This is a genomic window from Olivibacter sp. EAT-5, assembly GCF_044784325.1.
Classification (GTDB): Bacteria; Bacteroidota; Bacteroidia; order Sphingobacteriales; family Sphingobacteriaceae; genus Olivibacter; species Olivibacter oleidegradans.
In genome coordinates this window covers 4,591,591-4,603,625 of the sequence record NZ_CP173028.1, presented here as the reverse complement: position 1 = coordinate 4,603,625, position 12,035 = coordinate 4,591,591, and the positions used below count along the sequence as shown (strand labels likewise).

Genomic DNA, 12,035 nt, shown 5'->3' with positions numbered 1-12,035 from the left:
ATAACAAACAATAAACCGAAATGAATAAATTAAATCTTCATCAACAGCGCCGGGATTTCTTAAAAACCTCCGCAGTCATTGCCGGCAGCACGATGTTAAGTAGCATTCCCTTCATGGGACATTCTTCCGTAAATGATACCATTAAGATTGCGTTGGTTGGATGTGGAGGACGAGGCACAGGAGCAGCCTCTCAGGCACTTTCAACCAAATTCAACATTCAACTTGTCGCTATGGCCGATGCATTTAGGGATCAACTGGATAACAGTTTCAAAGATCTTTCAGAAAAGTTCAAAGAAAAGGTCAATGTACCGGAAGATCATAAATTCGTCGGTTTTGATGCATATGCTAAGGCCATTGCCTTGGCGGATGTTGTTATCCTTGCTACTTCACCTGGCTTTAGGCCGACTCATTTCGAAGAAGCCATCAGACAGGGAAAACACGTATTTATGGAAAAACCGGTAGCCGTCGACGCACCTGGTGTGAGGAAAGTACTGGCAGCTGCTGAAGAAGCAAAGAAGAAAAAACTAAATGTCGTTGTCGGTCTACAACGCCGCTATCAAAAAAATTATAGAGAGGCAATTAAACGTATACATGCCGGTGAAATAGGCGACATTGTAGGCGGCCAGGTTTACTGGAATAGTGGAGGGGTGTGGGTACGACCGCGCAAGCCGGAACAAACTGAAATGGAATATCAAATGCGTAACTGGTTTTATTTTAACTGGCTCTGCGGCGATCATATAGTAGAACAGCATGTTCACAATATCGATATTGCGAACTGGGTTAAAGGTTCTTATCCTGTATCTATTCAGGGTACAGGAAGCCGGGCTTGGCGTACCGGAAAAGAATACGGTGAAATTTATGATAATCATTCGATTGAACTTACTTATGCTGATGGTTCGGTTATTTACAGTCAATGCCGGCATTTCGAAGGAACGCAGAACCGAGTAGATGAAACTTTCTTTGGTACGAAAGGAAAGGCCTATTTATCAGCGGGAAACACAGGTAAACTGTGGGATCATCAAGGCAACTTATTGTTTAATCACCCAACAAAAGGCCAGGCAAATCCCTATCAAACAGAACACGATGAGTTGTTCGAAACGATCAGTAAAGGGGAGTATAAGCATTGGGATGCGGAATATGGCGCTAAAAGCACCCTTACCGGCATTATTGGGCGTTATGCTACTTATTCCGGTCAAGTAATAAAATGGGACGATGCATTAAACGCCAACAATTCCCTCATGCCCGAAACGCTAGCTTGGGATGCTAAGCCAAAAATATTACCAGATGAAAATGGCCTTTATCCTGTAGCTCAACCGGGGTTATTTCACTGGGAAAAAGCATAACATAGGCATCTTATGAGCAAAACAAGCACGACTAATACTTGGCAAAAGCTTTCTTTTTCCCTGTTTATGCTATGCTTGTTTTGCTCTTTCTCCGAACCTTCCCTCGAAGAAGATAAACATCGGATAACGGGCTATGCTCAAGGTACTAGCTATCAAATCACGTACTACAGTCCTTTACCTAGTATTCGAAAAGAAAGTATTGATAGCCTACTGGCAGGCATTGATAGCTCCATGTCGATCTACAAACCTTACTCGCTGATTAGCCAATTTAACAACAGTGAAAAAGGGATATCCATTGACGCTGATTTTCGCAAGGTTATCGAAAAATCACTACAAATAGCTCAGGAAACCGAGGGTTTATTTGACGTTACCGTAGGCCCGCTAGTAGAAGCCTGGGGTTTTGGCCATGAGGCAATAACGCATTACCCCGATAGCTTGGAAATTGCCGCTATTAAAAAGTGCATTGGTTATACTAAATTAAAATTGAAAGGAAATTTCCTCCATAAGGCAAGGCCCTGTGTTAAGATAGATGTGAATGGCATTGCCCAAGGATATAGTGTCGACAAAGTGGCAAATTATCTGGTAGAAAAAGGAATAAAATCATTTATTGTCGAAATAGGGGGAGAACTGCGTATTCATGGCAAAAAGAAAGATGGTAGTGCTATGAAAATTGGCATCGAAGGTCCTGCCGAAAATAACGATGAACCGATTATTCGACATGTCGTAGCACTAAGTCAAGGCGCCATCACCACCTCGGGGAACTATCGAAAGTTCAAACAAAACGGATCCAAAAAAATTTCGCATCTTATTGATCCGCGTACGGGCTTTCCGCTGGATAACGAACTAATAAGTGTTACGCTTTATGCAGAGGATGCAATAACCGCTGATGGCTATGATAATGCGGTAATGGCGATGAGTTTAACAGATGCTCTTAATTTTGTAACAAAACGCCCTTCACTTGAGGCGTATATTATTTATCATGATCAGCAAGGAAATGTGCGGGACACCATGACCAATGGATTTAAGCAATTTTTGGTAGAGGAAGATAAAGGATATAGATAGAAGACATAAGACACAGGATTAACTATAGACATAGGAAAAAGATCTAAGAACAAAACAAGGGAGAAGGACATCATGCTTGATACCTGATACCCGATACTTGATACAAAAAAGATGAAAAGAAGCGAATTTTTACAGAAAGGATTAATGGCTACAGGCGCACTGGTTGCCGGTAGTTCGCTAACAAGCAACGCGTCCACGCAAACGGTTAACAAAGCCGCAAAAACCTTCAATCTAAATTATGGACCACACGATGGTATGTTTAAGAATCTGGCAGGCAATAATTTTTTAGATCAGATTCAGTTTATGTACGATCAAGGCTTTCGGGGTATTGAAGACAATGGTATGTCGGGTAGATCGCCGCAGGAACAGGAAAAAATAGGTAATTTATTAGCAAAGTTGGGCATGGCAATGGGAGTATTCGTCTTAAATAAGGGCGGAAACGGTGCAAACACCTTGGCTGCAGGAAAAAAAGACCACATCGACATCTTCTTAAAGGGTTGTCATGAAGCGGTGGAGATATCAAAAAGATGCGGCGGCAAGTTTACTACTGTTGTGCCGGGCGATTTTGCAAGAAATCTATCACTGGATATGCAAACAGCACACGTTATCGACGCGCTACGGAAGGGCGCAGAAATACTTGAACCGCATGGCATCGTCATGGTGCTGGAACCCTTGAGCGATACACCCGACTTATTTTTGCGTACTTCCAACCAAACCTATCTTATTTGTCGTGCGGTAAATAGCCCATCTTGTAAAATACTGTATGATATATATCACATGCAACGGAATGAAGGCGATTTAATAGCGAACATGGAACGCACCTGGAGCGAAATTGCTTATATACAAACGGGAGATAACCCCGGCAGAAAAGAGCCAACCACGGGCGAAATCAACTATAAAAACATATTCAAATACCTTTACGAGAAGGGTTATAAAGGTGTTGTCGGAATGGAACATGGTGTCTCCGGCAGCGGCAAGGACGGCGAACAACGGTTAATTGAAGCCTATCGCGAAGTTGACGCGTTTATGTAAATAAAATGGGGCACTGATTCAGTGCCCCATAGATTGGTTATAAATGTAAAATACCGATTATTACTTTGTACTATCTTTTTTCAGGCTTTCTTTGATATTATTATAACCTTCCTTCGTCTTGTCGGCTACTTTGTTTGCTGCATTCTTAATATCCGTTCCGGCAGCTTTAGCAGCGTCACCTACATCTTCCTTCGCAGCGTTCAGGTCGTTTTTAATATTTTCTCCGGTCGTCTTAGCATCCGCCTTTGCCTCATCTGCAGCAGCATTAATATCGCTTTTTGCTTCTTCTCCAGCTTCTTTCATACTGTCAATGCCCTGATCTATGTGCTCGCCAAGTGTAGTTGTATCGGCAACAATCGTATCCGAAGTACCTTCACCACTATTGGAGGAATTATTGCAGGCCGCGAATGTAAATGCCAACGCCAAGACAGCTAATAAACTTAATTTTTTCATTTGAATAAATTGTTTTTGTTTACATTTTCAGACATAACAATAAAAATGCCAGATTGTTTGTAGAACCCGTTACTACTAATATTAGTTGTCAAATAGTCGAGTTGTTATGGTTGGTTGTCAAATAGTCGAGTTGTTAAATGGGCCTATTTTTTCTACAGTTTTTTTCGTAACGACGATCAACCGATCACTAATAACCAACAACTAATAACTAATAGCTAATACGAACAACTAATAACGATAAACCTCTTTCTTAGCTGCTGCAAGTGTATTTTTCAACAATCCAATAATCGTCATTAAGCCAACACCTCCGGGTACGGGTGTGATATAAGAAGCCTTAGACGCAACCCGCTCAAAATCGACATCTCCAAACAGTTTATAGCCGGATTTTGTCAACGTGCTTATTTCCCGATTGATTCCCACATCAATGATGATAGCACCTTCTTTCACCATATCTGCTGTAACAAAATTCTTTTTACCGATAGCGGCGACAATTAAGTCAGCACGTAAAATTTCTTCTTTTAAATTCTTAGTACGGCTATGTGTCAATGTCACGGTACAATTGCCGGGCTGTGCGTTACGTGCCAATAGAATGCTCATCGGACTCCCAACAATATTGCTTCTTCCTACAACTACCGCATGCATACCCGCAGTTTGAATGCCGTAATGGTCTAACATAAGCATAATGCCGTAGGGAGTAGCAGGAATGAAACAGGGAAGGTTCCGCTGCATCCTTCCTAAATTAACCGGATGGAAGCCATCCACATCCTTACGGTGATCGATAGCTTCGGTCACCACTTCCGGATCAATATGCTTCGGTAAAGGAAGTTGCACAATAATACCATCAACCGCATCATCTTGGTTGAGCTCTTTTATTTTCTTAATGAGTTCCTCTTGTGTAATATCATCTTCATAGCGAATATTAGTGGATTCGAAACCAACTTGCTGGCAATTTCTCATCTTACTGGCTACGTAAGTTTCACTACCACCGTCATGGCCTACTAAAATCGCCACCAAATGCGGTTTCCGACCGTTTGAAGTCAAAAACTCTGCCGCTTCCCGAGCAATATCCTGTTTAATCTTCTCAGATACAAGTTTACCGTCTAGTAATTGCATTTCTTATTAGTTATAAGTTATCGGTTATTCGTTATTGGTTATAATGCAGTTAATTACACAGCTAATAACTCATAACGAACAACAAATAACCAAAGATTAATCTAATTTCAACACCGCCATAAAGGCCGATTGAGGAATTTCCACATTTCCAACCTGGCGCATTCTTTTCTTACCTTTTTTCTGCTTTTCCAACAGCTTGCGCTTACGTGAAATATCCCCTCCGTAACATTTAGCCGTTACATCTTTTCGCAAGGCACGTACATTCTCCCGCGCGATAACCTTAGCTCCTATAGACGCTTGGATGGCAATCTCAAATTGCTGCCTTGGTAAAAGCTCTTTCAATTTCTCACAAATCTTTTTTCCGAACTCGTAGGCATTGCTTCGGTGAATAAGCGAAGAGAGCGCATCTACCGGTTCTCCGTTTAATCGAATGTCTAATTTAACCAAATCCGATTGCCTATAGCCAATTTGATGGTAGTCAAATGAGGCATACCCTTTCGAAATGGTTTTCAGTTTATCGTAGAAATCAAATACAATCTCACCCATTGGCATTTCAAATACCAATTCTACACGATCGGCAGTTAAATAACTCTGGTTAATAATAACTCCTCTTTTTTGGATACAGAGTGACATAACAGGTCCGACAAACTCCGACTTGGTAATGATATTAGCTTTGATAAAAGGTTCTTCTACAAATTCTAATTTACTGGGATCAGGCAAATCAGAGGGGTTGTTTACCTTTATCTCACCATCTTTGGTCGTATGAGCAATGTAGGAAACGTTTGGAACCGTTGTGATAACAGTCATATCAAACTCCCGTTCCAAACGTTCCTGAATAATTTCCATATGGAGCATTCCCAAGAAACCGCATCGGAAACCGAAACCAAGGGCAGCTGATGATTCGGGTTCAAATACGAGAGAAGCGTCATTCAGCTGCAATCGGTGCATGCTCTCTCTTAACTCTTCGAAATCTTCCGTATCTACCGGATAAATTCCGGCAAAAACCATGGGCTTAACCTCTTCGAATCCTTTGATTGCCTCTTTGCTCGGACGGTTTACATGGGTAATTGTATCACCCACTTTAACTTCACGTGCCTCTTTTATACCGGAGATAATATATCCTACATCTCCCGTACGAATAACGTCTTTCGGCACCTGGTTGAGTTTCAGCGTTCCTATTTCATCGGCCGTATATTCTTTACCTGTTGCGATAAATTTGACCTTATCATTCTTTCTAATTTCCCCATTTTCTACCTTAAAATAAGCCATAATTCCGCGAAAGGAGTTAAAGACGGAGTCAAAAATTAAGGCTTGGAGGGGGCCATCCGGATCACCTACGGGTGCCGGTACGCGCTCAACAATTGCCCGAAGGATGTCTGAAACACCCATCCCTGTCTTTCCCGACGCAGGAATAATATCTTCGCGTTTTCCACCGATCAAATCCACAATCTGATCCTTTACCTCCTCGGGCATTGCTCCCGGTAAATCCATCTTATTCAGAATGGGAATGATTTCCAAATCGTGTTCCAAAGCCAAATACAGGTTGGAGATCGTTTGTGCCTGAATCCCTTGGGAAGCGTCCACAATCAGCAAAGCTCCTTCACAGGCGGCAATCGAACGGGACACTTCGTAAGAAAAATCGACGTGCCCGGGTGTATCAATCAGGTTAAGAACATAGTCCTGTCCATCATAATTATAATTCATTTGGATGGCATGGCTCTTAATCGTAATTCCACGCTCACGTTCCAAATCCATATCGTCCAAGAGCTGCGCCTGCGCCTCTCTCTGTGTGATGGTATTGGTGTACTCCAATAAACGATCTGCCAAGGTGCTCTTCCCGTGATCGATATGTGCAATGATACAAAAATTGCGAATGTGCTTCATGTAGGCAATAATGCGTATTAAACGGCAAAGATAAATTATTAACCAGAATATTTACCATCTCTTTTACTTTTTCTCCGGCAAAACCGTGTCTTACAAAAAAGAACCTTTTCTTTGTCACTTTTTTCCGCAAAAAGTGACGCAAAAACTCGTCGCTTGGAAATTTGCTACAAACGGTAGTGCATCAAGGTGCAGACCGCAAATTTCCTAGGCGACATTTTCCAAAGCCAACGAATGATGCGTTTAACCAGACGTATCATTTCTTCAGCCCTAAATATAGCCCTGTGCGTGGGGAAAATCGGCATTGGAGGATACCGAAGCAACGAGCAGCAAAGCATGTGCACCATCGTTCATATCGCAATATCCAAACGGATTGAGGAAGTGAAACGGCTCCAATACGCGCCATGAATGCTTTGCAATCAGGTGCAAGGCAGCCTGCAGAGCCTTGATTATTCATTTGTGTTTGTTTTAAAAGGTATTCATGAGCTCGAAGCTAGCTTCTCGGTTGTTTGGTTCTTTATCATCAAGGATAAAGAACATTATATTAAATGAAAAATTATTTAAAATAAACGTTCTTTTAAAACTATCAAAATCACATAAAATTTAAAACCCCTACCTTATTTTCTCCTTTTTACATACATTTATCCATAGGTTTATTCAACAAGTTCAAAAAATGTTTTTATCGGTTGATTTTATAAAAAACTTAGAGGAAGTCATAAGTAAGTTGATCGGCACTAGCTTTCAAATCCTCCATATGTTACCGGTATCCGGAGGTGATATCCATCGAAGCTATCAAATCCAGGGGCACCGGGAATCTTTTTTTATTAAAATCAATGATGCCGATACCCTGCCGAATATATTTGTATTGGAGCGGGAAGGCTTAAAGCTGCTAAAACGTGTGGGCGGAGCCGTAGTACCGGAGCTGCTGATAGCAGGGCAATTCAATAGGGATGCTTTTTTGCTTATGCCATGGATAGAAAAAGGCGATAATAGTAAGAACGCACAAGCGAATCTAGGCCGCATGCTCGCTTTTGTCCATAAAAACAGCCACGATTATTTTGGTTTAGAATACGACAATTACCTAGGTTCATTACCTCAATATAATCGACCGCATATATCCTGGTCAGATTTTTTCATTGAAGAGCGTTTAAAAAAACAACTGGAACGAAGTGAGTCAAAGGGGCTGATAGACAAAATATTACATCATAAATTCGAACAACTCTTCCAGCGACTGCCTTCTCTTTTCCCCACTGAACCGCCCGCTTTATTACACGGAGACCTTTGGAATGGAAATTATATGGTCAATCAAGCAGGGGTACCTTTCCTGATCGATCCGGCAGTTTATTACGGACATCGCGAAATGGACCTTGCATTAACGCAACTTTTTGGTGGATTCGATCAAGTTTTCTATGACGCTTATCAAGAAGTTTTTCCCTTGGAGAAGGATTGGAAGAAACGAATCGATTTATGGAATCTCTATATTCTATTGTTCCATGCCAATGTCTTCGGAGGAAGTTACCTGAAACAGGTAGCGCATATAATCGATAAATATAGCTAGCCAAATAATGTAATGAGAGCAAACAAATAAGCTCCTCAAATGTTTTCAAAAAACTATTGACAACATTAAAACAAAAGGCATGGAAAAATTAGTAAACGAGCTGATTCAGAAAGTAGGTCTTTCCCCCGAATTAGCGCAAAAAGCAACTTCAGTTGTGCTCGATTATGTAAACAACAATTTACCTGATGCATTAAAAGGCAAAGCTGAAGGCCTATTAAATGGCAACTTCGACATGCAATCCTTATTGGGAAATAGTGAAGGGGGAGGGGATAGTATCATCGATAAAGTAAAAGGAATGTTTAATTAATAAAAATGCCTCAGTGGAAGCACTGGGGCATTTTTATTTGGCATTCGCTTATAGCTTTTTAAACTTCAATCGGATGGAATTACCAATTACCACTACATCCGAGCAAGCCATGGCTAGTGCTGCTAACATCGGACTTAAAAAACCAAATGCGGCCAAAGGGATTGCAAAAATATTATAAAAAAATGCCCAGAAAAGGTTCTGTTTGATCGTAAGCAACGTATGCTTACCTATCTTAAGTAAAGTCGTGATCGATTGCAAATCGTTGTTCAACAATACTACTTTGGCAGATTGGATGGCGACCTGACTTGCATCGCCTAAAGAGACGCCTACATCGGCTGTTGTAAGCGCCGGACCATCGTTAATACCATCTCCAACCATTGCTACTTTACCTCCTTGCTTTAATGACTCAATCAATTCTAATTTTTCATGGGGTAACTTTTCGGCATAAACTTCTGTAATTCCTATCGACGCCGCAAGTGCGTCGCATTTCTCTTTTCTGTCACCACTTAAAATGACCGGTATTATCTGCTGTCCCTTCAAAGTCTGTACAAGCTCTTTTGCTCCTGCTTTAATTTCATCGTCGATTGCGATTCTGACAACCAGCTCGTCATCCCTCAATAAAAATACATCATAGTTGCCAAGTTCCTTGCTATCTTCTACAAGCTGTTTTGAGCCAATTTGATAGCGGTGCCCTTCACTATCCATCGCTTTTATCCCTAATCCTTTTTCTTCCTTTACCTGCGTAAAAACGATCTTTCTCTTTTCCCGGTTGGCAAATGCATTAACAAGTGACTTGGCGATCGGATGGTTCGAATAGCTTTCTAAACCATGGATCAGCGTCGCGGTCTCTATATCACTCAGCTCGCTTTTTATGTCCCTTATCTTGAACTTGCCGGTGCTTAATGTCCCCGTCTTGTCGAACACCATATATTTTAAATTGGTCATTTCTTCTACCGTATCACCGCCCTTTATAAGCACACCTTGTTTAGCACTTCTTCCCAGGCCAACCATCACTGCGGTTGGTGTGGCTAACCCCATGGCACAAGGACAGGAGATTACCATCACAGCAATGGCATTTAATAGGGCTTGACGGAAACCTATATCAAAGGCAAAATATGCAAGGACAAACGTTAATAATGCGATGCCAATTACCACCGGTACAAAAATCGCCGCCACCTTATCACCTAAGCGTTGTATGGGTGGCTTTGCGGCCTGTGCTCTTTTCATTAAATCAATGATTTGTGCCAACACCGTTTTGTTACCCACTTTCGTCACCAGCATTCGAATGCTACCTCGTTCAAGTATGGTTCCACCAATAACCGCATCATATTTTCCCTTTTCAACCGGAATGCTTTCGCCAGTTAACATCGACTCGTTCACAGATGCGTCTCCCCATACAATATCACCATCGGTCGGTATCTTGTCGCCTTCATTGACTAATAAGGTATCACCAATTTTTAATTGATTTATATCGACGCGTTCGGCTTGACCGTTTACAATACGGACGGCGCTGTCGACCTGGATTTTCATCAGATCTTTGACGGCCGAAGTCGTTTGTGTTACCGATCGCTTTTCAAATACATTTCCTAAAAGTACAAGCGTAATAATGGTAGCTGTTGTTTCGTAGAACATATAATTAGGCCCTAAGCCCAACAAAGTACCTATTATACTGTAGATAAATGCCGACGTAGAGCCAACAAATATCAGGACATCCATATTGGGCACACCTGCCTTGATTGAATTAATAGCACTTTTTCCAAAATAAGCACATCCTAAAACAAATACAGGAAGACATAAACTCAATTGAACATAGGGGTTATGCAGCCAATGAAAAGGTAAAAACATGTGCAGGAAAAGCGGCAAAGTAAACAATAGACTAAAAATAAATTTATGTTCTATTTTTCCTAAAAAACCTTCTTTCACAAAGCCCTGTTCTTCCTGCTGCACCTTGAAACCTAAACCTTCAATATCTTGTATTACATTATTTACGTTCAGTCCCTTATCGGCTGTAAATTTTACTTCCTCATTTGCAAAACTCACGAAAACGTTTTGGTAACCTTTTTTCTCCAACATTTTATGTACGGAGAGCGCACAATTATTACAATGCATGCCGGTTACGTGTAATTCGACTAATTGATTTTCTCCTTGCATCTTTTTGTCTTAATGTTTCTTAATGCCAACTCAAACCTAACGTAGTGAGATTGAGAGATCGGGTATATCCGCCATAAACAAGCAATTAGCATTTACCGATCTCTTCCTATCTGCCGCAGATCGAGAGAACAAACAAGTGATACCTTTGGGTAACTTCTTCTTTGTTGTACAAATGTAAGTTTAGAGCGGTAGCTCCTTCATAACAAAACAAGGTATTAATGGTACTTTTCATGGATTTTAATAACTTTGCACTGTAAAACTAGCTTAAAAATGGTAAAGCAGAACATTCCGATATATAATGTACCGAGTACCGGTGAAGGATATTCGGACGAATTCGATATCAAAAGATTAAGCTATGGTCACGACCGCTATGAAAAAACCACGGCTCCGCATCGGCACGATCATTATACCTTGATCATTCTTTGTCAAGGAACGACGCGTCAATTTATCGATTTCAAAGAATATGAAGCGAAAGATGCTGCGCTATTATTTATGCGCCCCGGGCAGGTTCATTATGAAGTTGACCCGGGTAATGCGGAAATGTACTTGGTTACCTTTAAAGGCGACTTTCTATTTTCTTATTCGGCAGACAATCACTGGGAACAGCAGTTTAGCAGTAATCTGTTATCCTTAAAGAAACATGAACTTGAACGAATTTTGGCTTTTGTTGCATTAATCGAGGAAGAATATACACTCTTTAAACAGAATAGAGCGGTTGTAGCTCAACTTTTACTGGCGCTGTTGGAAAAAACAGAAAGCTATGTCAGTCCGCATACCCATATCACCGGTCGGAAGCGCTATAGTACCTTAATGCGTCAATTTATAGCTTTAGTGGAAAAAGACTTTCTTAGCCATACGAAAGTTGCTGATTATGCATCTAAATTGTTTATCTCGGCAGGCCATTTGAATGATGTAGTTAAAGAAATGACAGGGACAAACGCTAAAACGGTCATTGATGAACGGCGTGTGCTGGAGGCGAAACGCCTTCTGTTTTGGACGCAGCTCCCGATTCGCGAAGTGGGCTGGAAAATCGGCTTTGAAGATCCTGCTTACTTCACTCGATTTTTTAAAAAACATACCGGCAAGCTGCCAGCTAGTTTTCAACGCGATCTGCAAAAAAAGATACATCATTGAA

General features: G+C 41.2%; 10 protein-coding genes. 6 read left to right on the top strand and 4 right to left on the bottom strand.

Going from position 1 to position 12,035, the window contains the following annotated elements; translation table 11 throughout:
• Nucleotides 1-20 precede the first annotated feature (20 nt).
• The 3 genes from ACH11B_RS19110 to ACH11B_RS19100 all read left to right on the top strand — a co-directional run bounded on the left by ACH11B_RS19110 (nt 21) and on the right by ACH11B_RS19100 (nt 3,437).
• A complete protein-coding gene (locus ACH11B_RS19110; protein WP_013666711.1) occupies nt 21-1,343 on the top strand; it encodes a Gfo/Idh/MocA family protein in 1,323 nt (440 codons plus the stop codon).
• A 12-nt stretch (nt 1,344-1,355) separates the two neighbouring features.
• Entirely contained in the window at nt 1,356-2,405 is a 1,050-nt protein-coding gene (locus ACH11B_RS19105; protein ID WP_130857724.1) for an FAD:protein FMN transferase, read from the top strand.
• Nucleotides 2,406-2,516: 111 nt separating this feature from the next.
• Entirely contained in the window at nt 2,517-3,437 is a 921-nt protein-coding gene (locus ACH11B_RS19100; RefSeq protein ID WP_013666709.1) for a hydroxypyruvate isomerase family protein, read from the top strand.
• A 60-nt stretch (nt 3,438-3,497) separates the two neighbouring features.
• Here the strand turns inward: ACH11B_RS19100 and ACH11B_RS19095 are convergent, their stop codons facing one another.
• The 3 genes from ACH11B_RS19095 to lepA all read right to left on the bottom strand — a co-directional run bounded on the left by ACH11B_RS19095 (nt 3,498) and on the right by lepA (nt 6,887).
• The gene (locus ACH11B_RS19095; RefSeq protein WP_130857725.1) at nt 3,498-3,890 is read right to left on the bottom strand and encodes a hypothetical protein; all 393 of its coding nucleotides are present in this window, start codon (nt 3,888-3,890) and stop codon (nt 3,498-3,500) included.
• A 228-nt stretch (nt 3,891-4,118) separates the two neighbouring features.
• On the bottom strand, nt 4,119-5,003 hold the full coding sequence (locus ACH11B_RS19090; RefSeq protein ID WP_377608995.1) for a bifunctional 5,10-methylenetetrahydrofolate dehydrogenase/5,10-methenyltetrahydrofolate cyclohydrolase: 885 nt from the start codon (nt 5,001-5,003) through the stop codon (nt 4,119-4,121).
• Between the two features lie 96 nt (nt 5,004-5,099).
• Nucleotides 5,100-6,887 carry a translation elongation factor 4 gene (gene lepA / locus ACH11B_RS19085; protein WP_013666706.1) on the bottom strand — a complete coding sequence of 596 codons (1,788 nt, stop codon included), beginning with the start codon at nt 6,885-6,887 and terminating at the stop codon, nt 5,100-5,102.
• A gap of 670 nt (nt 6,888-7,557) precedes the next feature.
• On the opposite strand from lepA, the gene ACH11B_RS19080 reads away from it, so the two are divergent.
• Nucleotides 7,558-8,442 carry a fructosamine kinase family protein gene (locus tag ACH11B_RS19080; protein WP_130857727.1) on the top strand — a complete coding sequence of 295 codons (885 nt, stop codon included), beginning with the start codon at nt 7,558-7,560 and terminating at the stop codon, nt 8,440-8,442.
• A 79-nt stretch (nt 8,443-8,521) separates the two neighbouring features.
• Nucleotides 8,522-8,749 (top strand): hypothetical protein, encoded by a 228-nt coding sequence (locus ACH11B_RS19075; RefSeq protein WP_013666704.1) that lies wholly within the window; start codon nt 8,522-8,524, stop codon nt 8,747-8,749.
• A 48-nt stretch (nt 8,750-8,797) separates the two neighbouring features.
• Here ACH11B_RS19075 and ACH11B_RS19070 read toward each other — a convergent pair whose 3' ends face one another.
• Nucleotides 8,798-10,900 (bottom strand): cation-translocating P-type ATPase, encoded by a 2,103-nt coding sequence (locus tag ACH11B_RS19070; protein WP_130857728.1) that lies wholly within the window; start codon nt 10,898-10,900, stop codon nt 8,798-8,800.
• Nucleotides 10,901-11,170: 270 nt separating this feature from the next.
• Here ACH11B_RS19070 and ACH11B_RS19065 point away from each other — a divergent pair, with 270 nt between their 5' ends.
• A complete protein-coding gene (locus ACH11B_RS19065; RefSeq protein WP_013666702.1) occupies nt 11,171-12,034 on the top strand; it encodes a helix-turn-helix domain-containing protein in 864 nt (287 codons plus the stop codon).
• Nucleotide 12,035 lies beyond the last annotated feature (1 nt).

Excerpts from the sequence above, each read along its gene's own strand:
- ACH11B_RS19090 (WP_377608995.1), bottom strand. The coding sequence starts at position 5,003 with ATGCAATTACTAGACGGTAAACTTGTATCTGAGAAGATTAAACAGGAT.
- ACH11B_RS19105 (WP_130857724.1), top strand. The coding sequence starts at position 1,356 with ATGAGCAAAACAAGCACGACTAATACTTGGCAAAAGCTTTCTTTTTCC.
- ACH11B_RS19065 (WP_013666702.1), top strand. The coding sequence starts at position 11,171 with ATGGTAAAGCAGAACATTCCGATATATAATGTACCGAGTACCGGTGAA.
- ACH11B_RS19100 (WP_013666709.1), top strand. The coding sequence starts at position 2,517 with ATGAAAAGAAGCGAATTTTTACAGAAAGGATTAATGGCTACAGGCGCA.
- ACH11B_RS19095 (WP_130857725.1), bottom strand. The coding sequence starts at position 3,890 with ATGAAAAAATTAAGTTTATTAGCTGTCTTGGCGTTGGCATTTACATTC.
- ACH11B_RS19110 (WP_013666711.1), top strand. The coding sequence starts at position 21 with ATGAATAAATTAAATCTTCATCAACAGCGCCGGGATTTCTTAAAAACC.
- ACH11B_RS19075 (WP_013666704.1), top strand. The coding sequence starts at position 8,522 with ATGGAAAAATTAGTAAACGAGCTGATTCAGAAAGTAGGTCTTTCCCCC.
- ACH11B_RS19080 (WP_130857727.1), top strand. The coding sequence starts at position 7,558 with ATGTTTTTATCGGTTGATTTTATAAAAAACTTAGAGGAAGTCATAAGT.
- lepA (WP_013666706.1), bottom strand. The coding sequence starts at position 6,887 with ATGAAGCACATTCGCAATTTTTGTATCATTGCACATATCGATCACGGG.
- ACH11B_RS19070 (WP_130857728.1), bottom strand. The coding sequence starts at position 10,900 with ATGCAAGGAGAAAATCAATTAGTCGAATTACACGTAACCGGCATGCAT.